Origin of the sequence: Enterobacter sp. kpr-6, from assembly GCF_900116015.1 — a bacterium.
Lineage (GTDB): Bacteria > Pseudomonadota > Gammaproteobacteria > Enterobacterales > Enterobacteriaceae > Enterobacter_D.
Map to the genome: position 1 here is coordinate 229,412 of NZ_FOYH01000002.1, position 21,145 is coordinate 250,556.

The following is a 21,145-nucleotide window of genomic DNA, read 5'->3' on the forward strand; positions in this document are numbered from 1 at the left end:
GAGGGTCAAACACACTCCCCGGTTTACTCCCCCGCCCGACAGCGCTACAATTCCCGCCCTAAAATTAAGGGATCTCCCCACCGCTCACCCGGCGTAAGCGGATCTGACCTGTCATCAGAACGAGTAAATCATGTTTAAACCCGAACTCCTTTCCCCGGCGGGAACGCTGAAAAATATGCGTTACGCTTTTGCCTATGGTGCCGATGCAGTGTATGCGGGCCAGCCGCGCTACTCACTGCGCGTGCGCAATAACGAATTCAATCACGAGAACCTCCAGCAGGGCATTAATGAAGCCCATGCGCTTGGGAAAAAATTCTACGTGGTGGTAAACATTGCGCCGCACAACGCCAAGCTGAAAACCTTCATCCGTGATTTACAACCGGTGGTGGAAATGGGGCCGGACGCGCTGATTATGTCCGATCCGGGTTTGATCATGCTGGTGCGCGAGCACTTCCCGCAGATGGATATTCATCTTTCGGTGCAGGCGAATGCGGTGAACTGGGCGACGGTGAAGTTCTGGCAGCAAATGGGCCTGACCCGCGTGATTTTGTCCCGCGAACTGTCGCTTGATGAGATCGCTGAAATCCGCGCCCAGGTGCCGGAGATGGAAATTGAAATCTTCGTACACGGCGCGCTGTGCATGGCCTACTCCGGCCGCTGCCTGCTCTCCGGCTACATCAACAAACGCGACCCGAACCAGGGCACCTGTACCAACGCCTGCCGCTGGGAATACAACGTTCAGGAAGGCAAAGAAGACGCCGTGGGTAACATCGTGCACGTGCATGAGCCGATCCCGGTGAAAAACGTCGAGCCGACCCTCGGCGTCGGCGCGCCGACCGACAAAGTTTTCATGATTGAAGAAGCCAAACGTCCGGGCGAGTACATGACCGCGTTTGAAGATGAGCACGGCACCTACATCATGAACTCGAAAGATCTGCGTGCCATCGCGCACGTGCCGCGTCTGACCGAAATGGGCGTACACTCGCTGAAAATCGAAGGCCGCACCAAGTCTTACTACTACTGCGCGCGCACCGCTCAGGTGTACCGCAAAGCGATTGACGATGCCGCCGCCGGTCGCCCGTTTGATGAAAGCCTGATGGACACCCTCGAAGGGCTGGCGCATCGCGGCTATACCGAAGGCTTCCTGCGCCGCCATACCCATGATGATTACCAGAACTACGAGTACGGTTTTTCCGTCTCTGAGCGCCAGCAGTTTGTCGGGGAATTTACCGGCGAGCGTAACGGTACGCTGGCCGCGGTATTAGTGAAAAACAAATTCACCGTCGGCGACAGCCTGGAATTGATGACGCCGAATGGCAATGTGAATTTCACGCTGGAGCACATGGAAAACGCCAAAGGCGAGGCGATGCCGGTGGCACCGGGTGACGGCTACACCGTCTGGTTGCCGGTGCCGGAAGATATGGCGCTGGAGTATGCGCTGTTGATGCGTAACTTCAACGGGGAGAACACCCGCAACCCGCACTAACTCATTCAATTGGGTTATTTTTCAGAGGATATGAATCTTTAGAAACGGATCACATACCGTTTCGTTCAATATGGGTATTATCCCGCCTGCTGAAAAACATAATCCATAAATGCTAGCTGTACCAGGAACCACCTCCTTAGCCTGCGTAATCTCCCTTACGCAGGCTGATTTTTTTTCCGGCCTTAGATCTTCATTTTTCCGCTCAGCGCCAGATGCTGGATCAGCATGATGGTTTTCGCATCTTCGATTTCACCGCTTCTGACCGCCGCCAGCGCGCGCTCAAATGGCCATTCCAGCACTTCGATATCTTCACCCTCTTCCGCCAGTCCGCCACCCTCGCTTGTACGCTGATGATCTTCATAATGGGCGATGAACAGATAGAGTTTTTCGGTCACGGAACCGGGGCTCATATAAGTTTCGAACACCTTTTCGGCGTCGGTGATGTGGTAGCCGGTTTCTTCCTGGGCTTCCGCCACAATGCGCTCTTCCGGGGAACTGTCATCCAGCAGGCCCGCTGCCGCCTCAATTAAGAAACCGTTGTGACCGTTGATATAAACCGGAAAGCGGAACTGGCGGGTTAACACGACGCTGTTTTTCGTCTGGTTATAGAGTAAAACCGCCGCGCCATTGCCACGGTCATAGGCTTCACGGCTCTGTGGCTGCCAGACGCCATCCCGACGGCGCAGCTCGAAATCAAATTTTTTCAGCACGTACCAGTTATCGGAGAGCAATTTTTCTTTGATGTTGCGAACGACCGGCTCATCTTTGTTCACGCTTCTTTCTCCTTGGATTTTTTAAGAGCAAAAATTATAGCGGCACAACCCGCCGCAAAACAGGCCGCTGTGCTTTAATCAATGAAGCTTTAAGGCTGTTCTTACATTTCTGACCGATGAGTAAGATACACTGGGCTTATCCCCTTAGAAGAGAAAAAAGGATGACAACAATCCCTGCCAGCTTACTGATCCTGAACGGCAAAAGTGCCGATAACGCCCTGCTGCGCGAAGCGGTTTCCCTGCTGCGCACGGAAGGCGTCGAACTTCATGTGCGCGTGACCTGGGAAAAAGGTGATGCAGAGCGCTATGTCAAAGAAGCGGTAAGCCTTGGCGTGGCCACGGTGATCGCCGGTGGCGGCGACGGCACCATTAATGAAGTGGCGACCGCGCTGCATAAGACCGCGGGCGAAAATGCCCCGGCGCTCGGCATTCTGCCGCTCGGTACGGCGAATGATTTTGCCACCAGCACTGCGATCCCGGAGGCGCTGGATAAGGCGCTGCAACTGGCGATTATCGGCAAAGCGGTGCCGGTAGATATCGTCCAGGTGAACGATGAAACCTGTTTTATCAATATGGCGACCGGCGGGTTCGGTACGCGGATCACCACCGAAACGCCGGAAAAACTGAAGGCTGCACTCGGCGGGGTTTCTTACCTTGTTCACGGGTTAATGCGCATGGACACGCTCAAGCCTGACCGCTGTGAAATCCACAGCGATGACTTTCAGTGGGAAGGCGACGCGCTGGTGATTGGCATCGGTAACGGCCGTCAGGCGGGTGGCGGCCAGCAACTGTGCCCGGATGCGCTGATTGATGATGGCCTGCTGGATCTGCGCATTTTTACCGGCGACGAGCTGCTACCCGCGCTGTTCACCACCCTGACAAAACCGGAAGACAGCCCGAATATTGTGGATTCCAGAGCGGCGTGGTTTAAAATCACCGCCCCGCATGAAATTACCTTTAACCTCGACGGCGAGCCGCTGAGCGGCCAGGAATTTCATATCCGCGTGCTGCCCGGCGCGCTGACATGCCGCCTGCCGCCGGACTGCCCGCTGCTGAGTTGATGTGGATTGCCGGGCGGCGCGCATTTGCCCCACCCGGCAACTCCCTTAATACGCCGCCACCTCCCGCGCCATTTCCCGGCTGTACTGCTGGCTGGCATTGACCAGCATCTGCGTGTACTCCGTTTGTGCCGCGCCGCTGACCAGCGCATCCACGGTCAGCGTCTCTAAAATTTTCCCGTACTGCATCACCGCGACTTTCTGGCACAGATGGGCGATCACCCCCAGATCGTGGGTCACCATCAGGTAGGTCAGCTTCGACTCCTGGTGCAGCTCCGCCAGCAGGTTGAGGATCTCCGCCTGCACCGAGACATCCAGCGCCGAAGTCGGTTCATCGAGCAACAGCACCTGCGGTTCAAGGATCAGCGCGCGGGCAATCGCCACGCGCTGACGCTGGCCGCCGGACAACTGGTGCGGGAAGCGGTCACGGAAGGCGCGATTTAACCCCACCCTGTCGAGCAGAGTATTAATCCGCCGATCGCGTTCAGTAATGCCATGAATGTGCAGCGGTTCTTCGAGAATATCGCCGATCGTGTGACGCGGATGCAGCGAGCCATAGGGGTCCTGAAACACCATCTGTACCTGGCGGCAGCGCGCCTGGCTGATGCGGTGTTCAAGCTGCTGGCCGTTGATCGCAAGCTCCCCCTGCCAGTGGGTGAATAACCCCGCCAGGCATTTCAGTACCGTGGTTTTGCCGGAACCGGACTCCCCCACCAGGCCGTAAATCTCGCCCGGTTTAACGTGAAAACTAACGTCATTGAGCACCTGATTGCGCTTTTCGCCTTCGCCGAACTCCAGATTTAACTGTTTAACTTCAATCATGTTGCGCTCCTTAATCCGTCAGCCAGCGGGTATCGCGTTGCAGCACTGGCAGCACGGGACGGCGATGATGAATTTCCGGCAGCGCGTTAATCAGCCCCTGGGTGTAGGGGTGCTGCGCCTTATCCAGATCTTTTGCGGCGATGGATTCCACCACCCGCCCGGCGTACATCACCAGCACCCGGTCGCAAAAACTGCGCACCAGGTTGATGTCGTGACTGATAAAAATCAGCCCGAGGCCACGCGAGGCCACCAGATCGTCGAGCAGGCCGAGCACCTGCAAACGCACCGACACATCCAGCGCCGAGGTGGGTTCATCGGCGATCACCAGTTCTGGATCGGTGATTAACATCATCGCGATCATGATGCGCTGCCCCTGACCGCCGGAAATCTCATGCGGGTAGAGGCTGTAGACGCGCTCCGGCTGGCGGATGCGCACCACGTCGAGCATCTCCAGTACTTTGGCTTTCGCCTCGGCCTTGCGCCCCGGATGGTGCGTCAGCCAGGCTTCGGCAATCTGATCGCCCACGCACACTACCGGGTTCAGGGAGTATTTCGGGTCCTGCATAATCATTGAAATGCGCTTGCCGCGCACGGTGCGCATCTGCGCTTCGCTGACATTACGCAAATCAATGTCGCCAAAGTGCATCCGTTCGGCGGTGATGCGCGCTTTGGCCGGATGCAGACGCATTAACGCCCGGCCAACGGTGGATTTACCGGAACCGGATTCGCCGACAATCGCCAGCTTTTCCCGGCCCAACTGGAAGGAGACGCCGCGCACCGCGTTCGTCACCGTACGCCCGTTAACAAAATCGACGTGGAGATCGCGCACGTCGAGCAGGGGCGCGTTATTCGCTGCGAGGATCGAGGATGTCACGTAGGCCATCTCCTAAGAAGTTGAACGCCAGGCTGTTGATCAGGATCGCCAGCCCCGGAATAGTCACCACCCACCAGCACTCCATCATGTAGGTGCGACCGCTGGAGATCATCGCGCCCCACTCCGGCTCCGGCGGCTGTGCACCGAGGCCGAGGAAGCCGAGTCCGGCGGCGGTCAGGATGATCCCCGCCATGTTCATGGTGATACGGATAATCACCGACGGCAGGCACAGCGGCACAATGTGACGCCACAGTACGCGTACCGGGGACGCCCCCTGCAACCGCACCGCCGAGATAAAATCGGCCTGCCGCAGCGAGAGGGTTTCGGCGCGCGCCAGACGCGCAATGGGCGGCCAGGCGGTGAGGGTAATTGCGATCACCACATGCTCAAGTCCGGGGCCGAGGGCCGCGACAAACGCCAGCGCCAGCACCAGGCTTGGGAAGGAGATGAAAATATCGGTGACGCGCATCAGCACCATATCGACCTTGCCGCCAAAATAGCCTGCGGTAACGCCGAGCAGCAGCCCGAGCGGGCCGACGGTGACCGACACCAGCAGCACGATGTAGAGCGTAATGCGCGAGCCATACACCAGGCGGCTGAAGATATCGCGCCCGAATTCGTCGGTGCCGAACCAGTGCTGCGCGTTGGGAGCCACCAGCGCGCTGTTCAGATCCTGCACCAGCGGATTGTAAGGGGCGATCCACGGCGCAAAGGTCGCCACGATCAGCAGCAGGAAGATAATCCCGCCGCCAATGGCGGTCAGCGGGTTGCGCGACATTTTGCCGAGAAAATGCCCGCTGCGCGTGAGCAGCCGCTTCATGCGCTGGCTTTTTTCGTTCACCGGGCCATTCACCGGCGTATCCAGAGAAACCGTCATGATTTTGTCCTCGGATCAAAGAGTTGATAGAGCATGTCGGAGAGCAGGTTGAGCATCACGAAGATCACCCCCACCAGCAGCACGCAGCCCATCACCGCATTCATGTCGCCCAGCAGCAGGCTACTGGTGAGATAGGAGCCGAAGCCGGGCCAGGAGAAGACGGTTTCGATCAGCACCGCGCCTTCCAGCAGCGAGCCGTAGGCCAGCGCCACCACGGTCAGCAGTTGCACCAGGATGTTGCGAAACGCGTGATTCCAGATCACCTGCCGCTCGGTTAAGCCTTTGACGCGGGCGGTGATGATGAACTCCTGCGACAATTGCGCCAGCATAAAGCTGCGGGTCATACGGCTGATGTAAGCCAGCGAGTGAAAACCAAGCAGCGAGGCGGGCAGCACCAGGTGATTCAGCGCGTTCCAGAACACCTGTGAATTTCCGGCCAGCAGCGCATCGATGGTCATCAGCCCGGTGCGACGCGGCACAAGGCCGTCGAGCCCCAGATCGATGCGCCCTGCGCCACCCACCCAGCCAAGCCAGGCGTAAAACAGCAGCAGGCCCATCATCCCCACCCAGAAAATCGGCGTGGAGTAGCCGGCAAGACTGATAATGCGCACCACGTAATCGGAGAGGCTGTTGCGCCGCGCCGCCGCCAGCACGCCCAGCGGAATGCCGAGGCCCGCGCCGACGATGATCGCCATCGTCGCCAGTTCCAGCGTCGCCGGGAAGACGCGCACGATGTCGTCCATCACCGGTTTCCCGGTCAGCAGCGCGTTGCCTAAATCGCCGTGCAGCAGGTTGGAGAAATAAATGCCGAACTGGGTCAGCAACGATTTATCAAAGCCGAGTTGCTGATAAACCTGGTTATAGGTGCTCTGGTCGGCGTCCGGGCCGACAATCGCCAGCACCGGATCGATGGGCATCACGCGGCCAATAAAAAAGGTCAGCAGCAGCAGGCCGAACAGCGTCACCAGTACCTGCGTCAGCCGCTTCGAGAAGCGCCGGGCGCGGGAGCCTGGGGCTAAAATTGCCATACTCATCATGAACCTCCGGAGTTAAGCGGCGCTTTGTACACCTCGCGCAGGAACGTGGTGGCGGACGGATGCGACTGGAAGTTTTTCACTTCGTTGCGTACCACCACCGAATCCACCATCTGCGAGAGCGGCATCAGCGCGGGGATAAGCGCGTCGTAACGGGTCTGGATCTCCTGATATTCCGCCTTCTGTTTCGCCGGATCGCGCTCCAGCAGCGCCCGGTCGATCATCTCGTTCAGCGGTTTATCGTAGAAGCCGGTGCGCCAGCCCTGGAAGTTGGTCAGCCGCGCCTCGTCGCTGTTGTCCGGGTTGTAGACCAGCGCGCGCAGGCTGGAGTGTGGATGCGGTTCCACCCCGCTGCCGCCGCGCCCGACCAGCATGTCGAATTTACGCTCGCGCATTGCGCCGTAAATCTGGTTGCCGGTTCCGGTGATGATTTTGGCGTTAATCCCCGCCTGCATCAGGGTGGACTGCACCGCGATGGCGATATTCAGGAACGGCTGATCCGCCAGTACCCGCAGCGTGGTGTCAAACCCGTCCGGGTAGCCCGCTTCCGCCAGCAGTTTTTTGGCTTTCGGGATATCAAGCGCATAGCCAGGGTCCGGCAGCGTGGAGGGCATACCGGCTTTGATCGGACGCTGGTGCAGCACGCCGTAGCCCGGCATCAGCGCTTTGTTGATGCCCTGATAATCCACCAGATAGCGCACCGCTTCGCGTACTTTCGGATTGGCAAAATGCGGCTCTTTCATGCTCATCGCCACGTAATAGACCGTGCCCTTTTGCACCGCTTCAACAGTGACATCCGGATCTTTACGCAGCGCGTTGATGTCAGAAACCGCCATGTTGTTGGCGATATCCAGATCGCCTTTGGCAATCATCAGACGCAGGGTTTGCGACTCCTGGAAATGGCGCAGCACCACGCGGTTCATCTTCGGTGGCTCGCGCCAGTAATCGGCGTTGCGCTTCATGCGCAGCACATCTTTCGCCTGCCAGGTTTCCAGCGTGAACGGGCCGGAACCCGCTTCGTTGGTGGTCAGCCAGCGGTTGCCCCAGTCGTTGTTCACTTCGTGCGTCTGCACGGTTTTGCTGTCCAGCACGCCGAGATTGCCGAGCGCGCCGAGGGAGTAAATCACCAGTTGCGGATCGTTGGCCTTCGGCAGGCGGATCTGCACGGTGTAGTCATCGGGGGCGCTGACCTGCTCATCGATGTTTTTCTTGCTAAAGCCATAGGACTTCCACACCGACGCCTGCGCGAGGTTCAGGTGCAGCAGGCGGCGCATCGACCACACCACATCCTGCGCGGTGAGCGGGTTGCCGGAGTGGAACTTCACATTTTTCCGCAGGTGGAACGTGAGCATTTTACCGTCGGGGCTGATATCCCAGGATTCAGCCAGCGCCGGTTTGACGTTGGTGAGCTCGTTAGCATCCAGTTCCACCAATGAATCGTAGAGATTGACCACAATGCCGACCACTTCGTTACCGGTCATCGCCGCCGGATCGAGGGTCAGCAGGTTATTCATATTCATGCCGATGATAAGCTGATCAGGGGGCGTTTTTGCCAGCGCCGCCCCGCTGCCCGTCATCAGCGAGAGCGCCAGCAGGCACGCTCCCGCAAGAGAGGTTATTTTCATGTATACCGCCGTAGGGTAAGAAGTTGTTATGCGTCAGTCGTGGCTGACAGTATTGGCTTCGATATACGCAAAATTAATGTCTTCACCCAGTCCCGGGCCCTGTGGCAGATGAACAAATCCGTCGTCATCCATAGGATCAACAATGCTGTTGAGGTAAGCCGCAGGCTCGTCGTAATCAAGGAACGGGTGCAGCAGGCCACGCTCGTACCAGCGGCAGTTTTTGATCGCGCCGACCACCGCCAGACTTGCCGCGCCGTTGCCGTGCACTTCGCAATCCATGCCAAAGGCTTCTGCGAGGCTGGCGACTTTCATCGTTGGCGAGATGCCGCCGACGCCATTTGAACCGGCACGCAGGATGTCGCACGCGCCCGCTTTCACCCAGTCGGCGCGGCTGTGGTGCTTCCCGCCGAGGCTTTCCGGCCCGATGATCGGAATAGAGAGGTTTTCTGCCAGCCACGCGTAGGAGGACATGCTCTCTTCTTCCATCGGCTCTTCAAACCAGGCGAAGTCGAGTTTTTCCAGCTCTTTGCCGATATACAGCGCTTCGGTGCGGCTGTACCAGTGGTAGCCGTCGATCATCAAATCGATGTCCGGGCCGACCGCTTCACGCACGGCGGCGCAGGCTTTGACGTCCATTTTCGGGTTTGGCGCAAAGGAGACGGGCGGCATCCAGGTGTGCAGTTTGATCGCTTTATAGCCGCGCGCGACCAGTTTTTCGGCAAAGCTGGCATATTCTTCCGGCGTCGACAGGCCGCCTTCCAGATCGTCACCGCACATGGTGCTGCCGTAGGCAGGCACTTTGTCGCGGAATCCGCCGAGCAGTTTATAGACCGGCATGTTGAGTTTGCGGCCAATCAGATCCCACAGCGCTTGTTCAACAAACGACAGCGCGCGCTCGGTAAGCTGGTGTGCGCTCCCGCGCTGCCAGTGCGCCAGATCCTGCCAGATGCGCTCGCGGTTGAACGGGTCCTGACCAATCATCACCTTGCGGAAAAAAGTGTTAACGACAAAGGGGCGCACCACTTCCGGTGGCGCAAAAGAATATCCCTGAGTGCCATCGTCTGCGGTAATGGTCAGCATAGCCATTTTCGCAAGGCTCTCAGGCCCCGGATGCGAATGCCCGGCCGTGTCCGAAACACGCCGCGTGGGATACTGAAAGACGGTGACATTAACTGATTCAATTTTCATGACTAATCCTTGAGGCAGACGTGAATAAACCTTTTGAAAAGCTGTTTCAGTTATCAATGTATGCAGAAATTTCGCACACTGCCTCAGACAAAGTGCGCTAAGAAGCGATGAATTATTGTGCATACGCACGAAGGGGTGTGACATTTTCCACAAAAGCAGGGGGAAGTGTGAGGTGGATCGGAGGGGGTAAAGCACCCTCACCCTGGCCCTCTCCCTCAGGGAGAGGGAAGTAAAGCACCCTCACCCCGGCCCTCTCCCTTAGGGAGAGGGAGAAAGGCGGGTCCGTGCTCGGGCTGTCCCCTCTCCCACGGGGAGAGGGTTAGGGTGAGGGGGAAGCGATGCCGAATCAGGCGATCGTCACCTTCGCATCCATGTACACATCCTGCACCGCATTAATCAACTTCACCCCGTCGGCCATCGATTTCTTAAAGGCTTTGCGCCCCAGAATCAGGCCCATGCCGCCGGCGCGTTTGTTGATCACCGCCGTGCGGACCGCATCGCTCAGGTCGGTGTCACCGCCAGCGGCACCGCCGGAGTTAATCAATCCGGCACGGCCCATGTAGCAGTTCGCCAGTTGGTAGCGCACGAGGTCAATCGGGTTGTCGCTGGTCAGCTTGCTGTACACCCGCTCGTCGGTATAACCGTATTTCACCGCGTTATAGCCGCCGTTATTCTCCGCCATCTTCTGCTTCACAATATCCGCGCCGATGGTCGCTGCGAGATGGTTGGCCTGACCGGTCAGATCCGCCGAAACGTGATAATCCGTGCCGTCTTTTTTAAACGCGGAATTGCGCAGGTAGGCCCACAGCACCGTTACCATTCCCAGTTCATGTGCGCGTTCAAAAGCGGCAGAAATTTCCTCGATCTGACGGCGTGACTCCTCGGAGCCAAAATAGATGGTCGCCCCCACCGCTACCGCGCCCATATTGAACGCCTGCTCGACGCTGGCGTACAGCGTCTGGTCAAAGGTATTCGGGTAGCTCAGGGTTTCGTTGTGATTAAGTTTGACCAGGAACGGAATACGGTGCGCGTAGCGGCGCGATACCGATGCCAGCACGCCGTAGGTCGATGCCACGCAGTTGCAGCCCGCTTCAATCGCCAGCTCAACAATATTCTTCGGGTCGAAATAGAGCGGATTGGCGGCAAAGGATGCGCCCGCCGAGTGCTCAACACCCTGGTCCACCGGCAAAATAGATAAATAGCCCGTGCCGGCCAGTCGTCCGGTGTTATAGAGTGTTTGCATATTGCGCAGCACGGCTGGCGGACGGTTGTTATCCACCATCACGCGGTCTACAAAGTCATGTCCGGGAAGATAAAGCTGGTCGGCTGGAATGGTCATACAACGATGCTGTAAAAGGCTGTCGGCGTCTTTGCCAAGCAACTGCGTAATATCAGTCATAGCGATGCTCCCGTAAGTTAATAAGCAAAATAAGCCTGGTCCCGACCGGAGGTTATTTCAACCAACTGACATTTTTTCCGCACACAAGGCGGGCGAAATAAAAACAGGCTATAACTGTTAGCCCGTTCAAAGAATCGCCTTAATGGTATTGCAAAGGTATTATCCCATGGTAGGGTCAATTTATACCCTGCCTGTCATGAAGGAAGACCGATGAAAACAACTGCTAAGCTGTCGTTCATGATGTTCGTTGAGTGGTTTATCTGGGGAGCCTGGTTTGTTCCGCTATGGCTTTGGTTAAGCAAAAGCGGGTTCACCGCAGGCGAGATCGGCTGGTCTTATGCCTGTACCGCCATTGCTGCCATCCTCTCGCCGATCCTTGTCGGATCGCTGACTGACCGCTTTTTCCCCGCGCAGAAAGTGCTGGCGGTGCTAATGTTCGCCGGCGCAGTGCTGATCTGGTTTGCCGCGCAGCAAACGGAATTCGCCTACTTCTTCCCGCTGCTGCTCGCCTACTCCCTGACCTATATGCCGACCATTGCGCTGACCAACAGCATTGCGTTTGCACATGTGAAAGACGTGGAAGCGGATTTCCCGCGCATCCGCGTGATGGGGACGATTGGCTGGATCGCCTCGGGCCTCGTCTGCGGCTTCCTGCCCCAGATGCTCGGCTATGCGGATATTTCGCCCACCAATATTCCGCTGATTATTACCGCCGCCAGTTCTGCCGTGCTGGGTGTGTTCGCTTTCTTCCTGCCGGATACGCCGCCGAAGAGTACCGGCAAGATGGATCTGAAAGTGATGCTCGGGCTGGACGCGCTGGTGCTGCTGCGCGATCGCAACTTCCTGGTCTTTTTCTGCTGCTCGTTCCTGTTTGCGATGCCGCTGGCGTTTTACTACATCTTCGCCAACGGCTATCTGACCGAAGTGGGTATGAGCAACGCGACCGGCTGGATGACGCTCGGCCAGTTCTCTGAAATCTTCTTTATGCTCGCCCTGCCCTTCTTTACCAAACGCTTTGGTATCAAAAAGGTGCTGCTTCTGGGCCTGCTGACCGCCGCGCTACGCTACGGCTTCTTTGTTTACGGCGGGGCCGATCATTACTTCACGTACGCCCTGCTGTTCCTCGGCATTTTGCTGCACGGCGTCAGCTACGATTTTTACTACGTGACCGCCTATATCTACGTCGATAAAAAAGCGCCGGTACATATGCGCACGGCGGCGCAGGGGCTTATCACCCTCTGCTGCCAGGGCTTCGGCAGCCTGCTCGGTTACCGCCTCGGCGGCGTGATGATGGAAAAAATGTTTGCTTATAAAGAGCCGGTCAACGGCCTGACATTCAACTGGGCAGGCATGTGGGCGTTTGGCGGCATTATGATCGCCGTTATCGCCGTGCTGTTTATGATTTTCTTTCGCGAATCAGACCGGGAAATCACCGCGATTGCGGTGCCGGATCGCGATATTGCGCCCTCACCAGGGGATGTTCCACAAGGAGAAGTTAAATGAAAGCAGATCGAATTCTCGGGGCGCTTTACGGCCAGACGTTAGGGGATGCGATGGGGATGCCGTCAGAGCTGTGGCCGCGTTCGCGGGTGAAGGCGCACTTCGGCTGGATCGACCATTTTCTGCCGGGACCTGCTGAAAATAATGCCGCCTGCTATTTTGACCGGGCGCAGTTTACCGACGATACCTCAATGGCACTGTGCCTCGCGGATGCGATTTTCGAATGTCACGGCGAGATTAACGCCGACGTGATCGGAGCGCATATTTTGCGCTGGGCGGAAGGGTTCGATGCGTTTAACAAAAACGTGCTTGGGCCCACGTCGAAAATTGCGCTGAATGCCATTCGCGACGGCAAACCGGTGAGCGAACTGGAAAACAACGGCGTGACGAACGGGGCGGCAATGCGCGCCTCCCCGCTGGGCTGCCTGCTCCCGGCGCATTCACTGGATGAGTTTATCGACCAGGTGGCGCTGGCTTCCAGCCCGACACACAAATCGGATCTGGCGATTGCCGGGGCGGTGGTGATTGCCTGGTCTATTTCCCGCGCCATCGACGGCGCAGGCTGGCAGGAGATCACCGATGCCCTGCCCGCCGTCGCCCGTCACGCGCAGGAAAAACGCATTACGACGTTCAGCGCCTCACTCGCCGCGCGCATTGAGCTGGCGCTGCACGTGGTGCGTCACGCCACCGGCGTGGAGTCTGCCTGCGAGCAGGTTTATCAGCTAGTCGGCACCGGAACCAGCACGATCGAATCGGTTCCGGCGGCGATTGCAATGGTCGAACTGGCGCAGACCGACCCGAACCGCTGCGCGATTTTATGCGCCAACCTTGGCGGCGACACCGACACCATCGGTGCGATGGCCACCGCCATTTGCGGCGCGCTGCACGGCGTGTCAGCGATTGACACGTCGTTCAAACAACAGCTCGATGCGGTGAATCAGCTCGATTTCACCCGCTACAGCGAGCAGCTTTACACTTACCGGTGCGAGCGGGAGGAAGCATGAAATCAGGCGATATGTCCGTTCTTCTTAATGGCCTCACCGCCACGCGCCCGGTAACGGTGCTGGGGGCGGCGGTCATTGATGTGATTACCGAAGCCAGCACGCTGCCTTTCCGTGGCTGCGATCTGGAGCTTAAACAGCGCAGCGTGAATATCGGCGGCTGTGCGCTGAATATCGCCGTCACCCTGCACCGCCTGGGCATCAAAGCGCAAAATGCGCTGCCGGTGGGCGTGGGGGTGTGGGCCGATATGATTACGACGGCGCTTGCGCAGCGCGGAATTAAAAGCGTGATCAAAACCGACACGGGCGATAACGGCTGGTGTATTGCGCTGGTTGAGCCAGACGGCGAACGGACGTTTATGTCATTTTCCGGCGTGGAACGCGGCTGGTGCGACGCGTGGTTAAACCAGTTGCACGTGCCGCCGGGCAGTCTGATTTCGCTCTCTGGCTACCAGCTTGCCGCCCCCTGCGGCGAACTGCTGGTCACCTGGCTGGAAACGCTGCCAGACGTGACGCCGTTTATCGATTTTGGCCCGCGCATCGAAGACATTCCTGCCCCGCTGATGACGCGCATTCTGCGTCTTAAGCCGATTATTACCCTTAATCGTGCTGAGGCGGAGATCGCCGCGCAGTTGCTGGACGTGGATGTCGATAACCTCGGCCCGGCCTGGCAAGCGCAGATCGGCGCGCCGCTCATTGTGCGTCACGATATCGACGGGGCCTGGTTTTATGACGGCGATGAACAGGGCTATGTGGCGGCGTTTCCGGCAACGGTGGTGGATACCATCGGTGCCGGAGACAGTCATGCAGGCGGCGTGCTGGCAGGGTTAGCGTCAGGCTTTAGTCTGGCTGACGCGATCAAACTCGGCAACGCGGTGGCGGCGATGGTGGTCAGTCAGCGCGGCGGCGACTGCGCCCCAACGCTTGACGCGCTACGCCTCGCATACAAAGACGTATAGATCGCTGCGACAGACGCTAACGCTGTATTCAATGGGCCGGTTCTGCTGATCGAGCGCCACCTGGCTTACCACCAGCACCGGCACGCTGGCGTCGAGCGTGATATGCGCCTGGAAATCAGCGTCCGGCATCCGGGCGCTGACGCGGGACTGGGTGCGTTGCGGGTAGATGTGCTGGCTGCGAAAGTAGTCATACAGCGAGACGCCAATCGCATCCACATCGTGAATGAGTTCCACCGGCACCCAGGATTCTTCAATGGAGACCGCATCCTCATCTACATAGCGGATGCGCTTGAGCAGGAAGACATCCGCCCCCTCCTCAAGCCCCAGGTGTTGCGCCACTTCTGACGGGCAGGCAATCACCCGCTTATTCACCCACAGCGTATTAGGCGTCTTCCCGCGCAGCATCACCTGCTGAGAAAACCCCCGCGCCTCTTTGAGCGAATATTCCAGGGTGTTATTGATTTGCGTGCCGTAACCGCGCGAACGCGTCACCACACCTTCATCTTCCAGCCGTTGCATCGCCTTGCGCACCGTGATGCGCGAAATCCCGGTCAGGCCACTAAAATCGCGCTCGCCGGGCAAAATATTGCCGTGCGCCAGTTGCCCGCTGCGCACCGCATCTTTCACCGTTTCGGCAAACTTCAGATACAGCGGCGTGTTGTCCGCAGCGGCAATGCGCTCTTTGAGCTGGTCAATTAACCGGATATGCGCTTGTTCCATTGATCCTTGTCCTGGCAGGGGATGACGCCAGGTATCTTACCACCATGCGTGGAAATGATGCACCGGGCCAATGCCCTCCCCGACCTCCAGCGTATCCGCCTGTGCCAGCGCCGCGCTAAGCCAGGATTTGGCTTCCTGCACCGTTCCCGCCCAGTCCTGATGGCGTGGACGCAGCGCCGCCAGCGCCGCCGACAGCGTGCAGCCGGTGCCGTGGGTGTTTTTGGTGAGAATACGCGGGGCGGTAAAGCGCTGTTCGCCTTCGCGGGTAAACAGCCAGTCGGGACTTTCGGCATCACTCAGATGACCGCCTTTCATCAGCACCGCCTCGCAGCCCAGTTGCAGCAGGGCGCGGCCCTGCTCCAGCATCTCCTGCTCGTTGCGGGCATGGGGCGTATCCAGCAAAACGGCGGCTTCCGGCAGGTTCGGCGTGATAATCGACACCTGCGGCAAAAGCCGGGTGCGGATCGTCCCGACCGCCGATGGCGACAACAGTGGATCGCCGCTTTTCGCCAGCATCACGGTATCGAGCACCACGTTTTTTACCTGGTAACGTTGCAGCCGTTCCGCCACCGCCTCGACGATATCGGCCTCAGCCAGCATACCGATTTTGGTGGTGTCGATGCGCACATCGCTGAGGACCGAATCCAGTTGCGCGGTGACAAATTCCGGCGTGATGCGGTAAACCGACTGCACGCCACGGGTATTTTGCGCCACCAGCGCGGTGATCACCGAACAGCCGTAGGCCCCGAGCGCGGAGAAAGTTTTCAGATCGGCCTGAATGCCCGCGCCGCCAGAGGGATCGGTGCCGGCAATGGTTAATGCATTGATACGTTTCATGCGAAGTCCTCCCCGTTAAGCGCATACAGCGCATCGAGGAACGCCGGGATAAAGGAGCCCGGCCCCGTGCTCGCCGCCACCGCGCGACTGCCCGCCTGCGCCATGACAGAACAGGCCGCAGCCACGCTGGTCAGCCGATCGCCGGGGAGCGCACAACTGGCGGCCACCACTGCCGAGAGCGCACAGCCGGTGCCGACTACCCGCGTCATCAACGGATCGCCGCCCGTCACCGCCAGCGTGCGCACACCGTCGGTGACGTAATCGACCTCGCCGGTGACGGCCACCACCGCCTGAGTCTGCCGCGCCAGCGCCTGGGCTGCGGGTAACGCTGCCTGCGCATGATCGGTGGTATCCACGCCCCGCCCGCCTGCGCTCATACCCGCCAGCGCGAGGATTTCAGAGGCATTGCCACGGATCGCCGCCGGGCGCAACGCCAGCAGCTCTTTGCAAAAATCGCTACGAAAAGTGAGCGCACCGACGGCAACGGGATCCAGCGTCCACGGCTTGCCCGCAGTATTCGCGCTGTGAATGGCGGCGCGCATGGCACGAGCGCGATCGGCGGTGAGCGTGCCGACGTTAATCAACAGCGCATCGGCGATGGCACTAAACTGCGCGGCTTCCTGCTCGTCAATCACCATCGCCGGGGATGCGCCAAGCGCCAGCAACACATTGGCGGTAAAAGTTTGCACCACATCATTGGTCATGCAGTGAACAAGGGGAGAAAGGGTGCGGAAGTGCTGTAAAGCGTGCGCGGCATCCGCGCGATGTAGCAGGTCAGGTTGCATTTTATGCTCCTGCCAGGCTCGAGAGAAAAGACGCCGGCAGGCATCTGACTTCCCTACGCTGGCATTATCCAGATCAGGTGGTACGGGTATTTCTCAGCCTTCACAAAGAAGGGCACCCCGAGTCATTAAAATCAACGCGTTACGTTTAGTGCCACGTTAATTCTCAACCAGAATAATGCCAGCAATAGCCTGTGTAAATGTAAAAAATTCATACTACCTGTTCATCAAAAAAAGAAGCGTGGTTTGAGCGTACTTTTTTTAGGCTAAATAATTTCACATAACTATTTGTAATTAAATAAAATATAAGGAAACCTATCACCCTTCGAATAATCCCCCACCTTAAGCAATGCGTGCTTTTTGTGATCTGAATCAACATTTATTCTGCCATTCACTGGGATAGTAACGCCGCCAAACCAAAATTGTCTCTATTATAGCTACACATAGTGACTGGTATGAGCAACTAATTTTACAGAGAAAAAAATGAAAATTTCACTTATTGCGATGATGATAGCGAGTGTTGCCGTTAGCGCGATGGCTAACGAAAACATCAACATAATGAATGGTCGACTGACTTCCGCGTTGCAGGATCAGTCGAACAATCATAATGAAGGCACGGCTAAACGTGTGCATGATGCATACAACGGCGTCAAAGAAGCGGCTGGCGGCTCTATGGATACGTCCCGCGCGGGGCCGATTTCCCGGACGCCTCACATACCCGATGCAATACTTAATGCTCCTCAGGCTATTCCGTCTGTCAAAACAAATGGCGTACCGCAGGCTGTACCTCAGCGCTCACCTGTTTTGCAAATGACGCCTAAAGCTGTAGTGCAAAGAACGCCTTCTTTGCAACTGACACCGCAGCCCGTTCCACAAAGAACACCGACGCTGCAACTCACGCCAAAAGCCGTCGTGCAAAGAACGCCTTATTTGCAACTGACACCGCAGCCCGTTCCACAAAGAACACCGACGCTGCAACTCACGCCAAAAGCCGTCGTGCAAAGAACGCCCTATTTGCAACTGACACCGCAGCCCGTTCCACAAAGAACACCGACGCTGCAACTCACGCCAAAAGCCGTCGTGCAAAGAACGCCCTCTTTACAACTGACGCCGCAGGCCATTCCGCAGAAAACGCCGTCGTTGCAAATGCCTACGCAACCTGTGCCAGAAACGATTCCTGCCGCAATAGTGCAGAATGTGCCTGATGTCACTTTACAGGCGCCTGGCACACTGAAACCTACCGCGACATATTCTGAACCCGCGAAGGAAATTCGTTATAGCGGCACGTCCATCCGTCCGGGCACTTATCAGCCTTTTGTCGCGCCGACTGCGGTAAATAAAGTTACGGTGCAATCGCCGGATATTGCGACGGTAAACCGTTACAGTGCCATGCACGTCATCACTCCCGCTAAATATCATCAGGTCGACACTATTAATGTGAGTGCGAATAGCCTGAATCCAAATACCCAGGTCAGTGCCACTCTCAATGGTAAAACCGTCACAACAACAGCGGGAACGATTGCGAAGATAAATCCAGAAGCCCAAATTAGCATTCCGCATCAGCCCGCGCTTATTGCTTCTCGTGCAGGGGGTAATAACGATCGTTCGCAAACCCGATCAGGACATGAAGGAACGGGCAATGGATCGAATAATGCGGCTAACTCTCATTCTGCGCATGGTTTAGGTGGTGGTTCGCATATTGGCGGCGGCTCGGCGCAAAATGGTGGTTTCCACGGCGGCTGGTAATTTTTATTTTAATAAATAACACCCCTGTCTTTTTAAAAATAAATTGAGTTAATGGCAATGAAAAAAGTAATGATGTTAGCTGCTCTGGCGACTGCGGTTTCCTCTTCTGCTTTCGCGGGTTCTGATATATCTGTGGGTTATGCTCACAGTCGCGCTGATGATATTCATCTTAACGGCGTAAACCTGAAATACGCTTATACGCCGGAAGGTGAAAACCTGGGTTTTATTTCCTCTCTGACTATCACCGGTAAAGAAGAAACCGAAAAACAAAACGGTGTTAAAGGCGAAGCTGATTACGCCTATGGCAGTGCGCTGATCGGTGCGCAGTATCGCCTTAATGATTATGTCACCCCATATGCGATGGCGGGTATCGGGCGCGGCGCGGTGAAAGTTAAAGTGAGCGGCTATGGCTATCATTATGAAGATACAGAGCGCAAAAACGGCTTTGCTTATAGCGCGGGTGTAAAAGTGCACGTCACCCCAACGATTTTTCTCGATGCATCTTATGAAGGCACTAAGGTGTTTGATACGCAGGTTAATAGCTTTGTAGTGGGCGGCGGCGTTTCATTTTAAACGCCGGATCAGGTCACTACCTGCTATTTAAAAAATACTATCCAATGATTAAATATATGCTCTGTTATGCATTCCTCTACCTGACCTTCTTAGGCATAGGCTTTATTGGCGGTATGGAATACTCACAGTTAAAATCAAATATCTGCACCATCTTAAAGGTGAATGATGATGAAAAAAGTAATAATGGCAGTCATGCTTTCTGGCCTGATGATCTCCAACGCTTTCGCAATCAGTGAAAGCTACAGAGCGAAATTAGAAAAATCGGGATGTACACAGGTTACAGAAGCGAACGGTACCTGTGATATTAATAAATCCAAAGCCGCGAACAGCCAACATAAAGATACCGTTTATAAACTTGACGATGTGAGCGTGGTGATTAAAAGCGATCAAAGCGTCACGGTGAATGGTAAATATGCGGCAGTGTCTGAAAAAAACGCGAATGCGGCGGTTTATGAGCAGGGAATTTACACCGTCATTGTTTACGCTAAAAAAGTGTCATTAATGAAAAACGGCGTTTACGTCGCAGACATGAAAAAAGTTAAATAATATCGATTTTTGGCCTTTGGCCACCCTCTATTGGTTTCCCCATGATGGATCAATAGAGGGGTTTTTTATTCCCTTCAATGTTGATTTTCACTCCTGGAAGATAAGTCCTGCTGCTTTCAGACGGTTTCTCCTGCCCCGCGCAATGGCTACGCTTAATGGACTCGCAAAAACACTATGGAGCCATGATGAAAGCAATCGCCATTACCCGCGCCGCACAGGGCGGCAGCAACATTGAATTCCTGCAAGAAATTGAAACCGAAAAGCCGCAGGCGCAGGGGCACGATCTGCTGGTGCAGGTCAACGCCATTTCGGTAAACCCGGTGGACACCAAAGTACGCGCGGGCTTTAGCGCCGATGCGCAGCGCATTCTCGGCTGGGACGCGGTGGGCGTGGTCGCGGAAGTGGGTGAGAAAGTGACGCTGTTTAAGCCCGGCGACACCGTGTGGTACGCCGGGGCGCTGACGCGTCCGGGGAGCAACAGCGAGTTTCAACGGGTGGATGAACGCATTGCCGCGCTGAAACCGACGACGCTGGATAATGCCTCTGCCGCGGCGCTGCCGCTCACCGCCATCACCGCCTGGGAAATGCTGTTTGACCGGCTGGGCGTTCAGGAAGGCGGTAACGAGGGCGATGTGCTGTTAATTGTCGGTGCGGCAGGCGGCGTGGGATCGATCATGACGCAGCTTGCCCGCAAGCTCACCAAAATGACGGTAATTGGCACCGCATCACGCCCGGAAAGTCAGCAGTGGGTCAGCGATCGCGGCGCGCATCATGTGATCGATCACAGTAAGCCTTTTACTGACGAACTGGCGCGCATCGGCATTAAGCATGTCACCCATGTCGCCAGTCTTAACAGCACGGAACAGCATTATCAGCAGCTTATTGATGTGTTGATCCCGCAGGGGAAACTGGCGCTGATCGACGATCCTGAAACGCTGGATGCCCGTCCGCTGAAGGCGAAAAGTATTTCGCTGCACTGGGAATTTATGTTCACCCGCTCAATGTTTGAAACCGACGATATGATCGCCCAGCATCATCTGTTGAGCCGGGTCGCACAACTGATTGACAGCGGCGTGATCCAGACCACCCTTGGCGAAAATCTGGGTGCCATCACCGCCGAAAATCTGCGTAAAGCGCATGAACGTCTCGAAACCGGCCGTGCGGTAGGCAAGATTGTGCTGGAAGGCTTTTAAGCCAGGAATCTTCTCAAAAGCCCGGTAAACCCGGCGAGCGGAGCGCTGTTTAGGCGATCCGCTCCTACTGCCCTGCCCCGTTATTGCTTACACTTTTTACCAAAGCGCTGGCTTAATAACATCTTTGCTATTGATTTCAGTCGGAAATCGCA

Annotated in this window: 20 protein-coding genes and 1 riboswitch; of the genes, 9 read left to right on the forward strand and 11 right to left on the reverse strand. The window is 56.8% G+C overall.

Annotated elements, in window-relative coordinates; genetic code table 11:
- The first annotated feature begins 130 nt into the window (after window positions 1-130).
- The gene (yegQ, locus tag BM373_RS05820) at window positions 131-1,486 is read left to right on the forward strand and encodes a prephenate-dependent tRNA uridine(34) hydroxylase TrhP (RefSeq protein ID WP_090460429.1); all 1,356 of its coding nucleotides are present in this window, start codon (window positions 131-133) and stop codon (window positions 1,484-1,486) included.
- 182 nt (window positions 1,487-1,668) lie between these two features.
- Here the strand turns inward: yegQ and BM373_RS05825 are convergent, their stop codons facing one another.
- Window positions 1,669-2,259, reverse strand: a complete 591-nt coding sequence (locus BM373_RS05825; RefSeq protein WP_090460431.1) for an NUDIX hydrolase — start codon at window positions 2,257-2,259, stop codon at window positions 1,669-1,671.
- 161 nt (window positions 2,260-2,420) lie between these two features.
- Here BM373_RS05825 and yegS point away from each other — a divergent pair, with 161 nt between their 5' ends.
- Window positions 2,421-3,320: a lipid kinase YegS gene (gene yegS / locus BM373_RS05830; RefSeq protein WP_090460433.1), complete on the forward strand. Its 900-nt coding sequence runs from the start codon at window positions 2,421-2,423 to the stop codon at window positions 3,318-3,320.
- A 45-nt stretch (window positions 3,321-3,365) separates the two neighbouring features.
- Here yegS and BM373_RS05835 read toward each other — a convergent pair whose 3' ends face one another.
- The 7 genes from BM373_RS05835 to fbaB form a co-directional block, all read right to left on the reverse strand.
- Window positions 3,366-4,139, reverse strand: a complete 774-nt coding sequence (locus BM373_RS05835) for an ABC transporter ATP-binding protein (RefSeq protein ID WP_090460435.1) — start codon at window positions 4,137-4,139, stop codon at window positions 3,366-3,368.
- Window positions 4,140-4,149: 10 nt separating this feature from the next.
- On the reverse strand, window positions 4,150-5,013 hold the full coding sequence (locus BM373_RS05840; RefSeq protein WP_090461072.1) for an ABC transporter ATP-binding protein: 864 nt from the start codon (window positions 5,011-5,013) through the stop codon (window positions 4,150-4,152).
- Window positions 4,985-5,890 carry an ABC transporter permease gene (locus tag BM373_RS05845; protein WP_090460437.1) on the reverse strand — a complete coding sequence of 302 codons (906 nt, stop codon included), beginning with the start codon at window positions 5,888-5,890 and terminating at the stop codon, window positions 4,985-4,987. The genes BM373_RS05840 and BM373_RS05845 overlap by 29 nt, the downstream gene beginning before the upstream one ends.
- Window positions 5,887-6,924, reverse strand: coding sequence for an ABC transporter permease (locus BM373_RS05850; protein WP_090460439.1), 1,038 nt, complete (start codon window positions 6,922-6,924; stop codon window positions 5,887-5,889). The genes BM373_RS05845 and BM373_RS05850 overlap by 4 nt, the downstream gene beginning before the upstream one ends.
- Window positions 6,924-8,549, reverse strand: a complete 1,626-nt coding sequence (locus BM373_RS05855) for an ABC transporter substrate-binding protein (protein WP_090460441.1) — start codon at window positions 8,547-8,549, stop codon at window positions 6,924-6,926. The genes BM373_RS05850 and BM373_RS05855 overlap by 1 nt, the downstream gene beginning before the upstream one ends.
- Before the next feature lie 33 nt (window positions 8,550-8,582).
- Window positions 8,583-9,737, reverse strand: a complete 1,155-nt coding sequence (locus tag BM373_RS05860; RefSeq protein ID WP_090460443.1) for a mandelate racemase family protein — start codon at window positions 9,735-9,737, stop codon at window positions 8,583-8,585.
- Between the two features lie 346 nt (window positions 9,738-10,083).
- Entirely contained in the window at window positions 10,084-11,136 is a 1,053-nt protein-coding gene (fbaB, locus tag BM373_RS05865; RefSeq protein WP_090460444.1) for a class I fructose-bisphosphate aldolase, read from the reverse strand.
- Window positions 11,137-11,346: 210 nt separating this feature from the next.
- Between fbaB and BM373_RS05870 the strand changes: the two genes are divergently transcribed.
- From BM373_RS05870 to BM373_RS05880, 3 genes are read left to right on the forward strand one after another with little or no spacing between them, the layout of a single operon-like run.
- Window positions 11,347-12,639, forward strand: coding sequence for a nucleoside permease (locus BM373_RS05870; RefSeq protein WP_090460445.1), 1,293 nt, complete (start codon window positions 11,347-11,349; stop codon window positions 12,637-12,639).
- Window positions 12,636-13,640, forward strand: coding sequence for an ADP-ribosylglycohydrolase family protein (locus tag BM373_RS05875; RefSeq protein WP_090460447.1), 1,005 nt, complete (start codon window positions 12,636-12,638; stop codon window positions 13,638-13,640). The genes BM373_RS05870 and BM373_RS05875 overlap by 4 nt, the downstream gene beginning before the upstream one ends.
- Window positions 13,637-14,596: a PfkB family carbohydrate kinase gene (locus BM373_RS05880; RefSeq protein ID WP_090460449.1), complete on the forward strand. Its 960-nt coding sequence runs from the start codon at window positions 13,637-13,639 to the stop codon at window positions 14,594-14,596. The genes BM373_RS05875 and BM373_RS05880 overlap by 4 nt, the downstream gene beginning before the upstream one ends.
- Here BM373_RS05880 and BM373_RS05885 read toward each other — a convergent pair.
- The 3 genes from BM373_RS05885 to thiM are packed head-to-tail and all read right to left on the reverse strand — an operon-like array spanning window position 14,570 to window position 16,938.
- A complete protein-coding gene (locus BM373_RS05885) occupies window positions 14,570-15,316 on the reverse strand; it encodes a GntR family transcriptional regulator (protein ID WP_090460451.1) in 747 nt (248 codons plus the stop codon). The two genes, BM373_RS05880 and BM373_RS05885, sit on opposite strands and share 27 nt — an antisense overlap.
- A 36-nt stretch (window positions 15,317-15,352) precedes the next feature.
- Window positions 15,353-16,153: a bifunctional hydroxymethylpyrimidine kinase/phosphomethylpyrimidine kinase gene (gene thiD / locus BM373_RS05890; RefSeq protein WP_090460452.1), complete on the reverse strand. Its 801-nt coding sequence runs from the start codon at window positions 16,151-16,153 to the stop codon at window positions 15,353-15,355.
- Complete coding sequence (gene thiM / locus BM373_RS05895) at window positions 16,150-16,938, reverse strand: hydroxyethylthiazole kinase (protein WP_090460454.1); 789 nt, start codon at window positions 16,936-16,938, stop codon at window positions 16,150-16,152. Before thiM ends, thiD begins: the two co-directional genes overlap by 4 nt.
- A gap of 33 nt (window positions 16,939-16,971) precedes the next feature.
- A riboswitch (TPP riboswitch) is annotated at window positions 16,972-17,068 on the reverse strand.
- A 350-nt stretch (window positions 17,069-17,418) separates the two neighbouring features.
- On the opposite strand from thiM, the gene BM373_RS05900 reads away from it, so the two are divergent.
- The 4 genes from BM373_RS05900 to BM373_RS05915 all read left to right on the forward strand — a co-directional run bounded on the left by BM373_RS05900 (window position 17,419) and on the right by BM373_RS05915 (window position 20,993).
- Complete coding sequence (locus tag BM373_RS05900; protein WP_090460456.1) at window positions 17,419-18,681, forward strand: hypothetical protein; 1,263 nt, start codon at window positions 17,419-17,421, stop codon at window positions 18,679-18,681.
- 51 nt (window positions 18,682-18,732) lie between these two features.
- A complete protein-coding gene (locus BM373_RS05905; protein ID WP_090460458.1) occupies window positions 18,733-19,254 on the forward strand; it encodes an Ail/Lom family outer membrane beta-barrel protein in 522 nt (173 codons plus the stop codon).
- Between the two features lie 168 nt (window positions 19,255-19,422).
- A complete protein-coding gene (locus BM373_RS05910) occupies window positions 19,423-19,800 on the forward strand; it encodes a hypothetical protein (protein ID WP_090460460.1) in 378 nt (125 codons plus the stop codon).
- 185 nt (window positions 19,801-19,985) lie between these two features.
- Window positions 19,986-20,993: a zinc-binding alcohol dehydrogenase family protein gene (locus BM373_RS05915; RefSeq protein ID WP_090460462.1), complete on the forward strand. Its 1,008-nt coding sequence runs from the start codon at window positions 19,986-19,988 to the stop codon at window positions 20,991-20,993.
- Window positions 20,994-21,145: the final 152 nt, after the last annotated feature.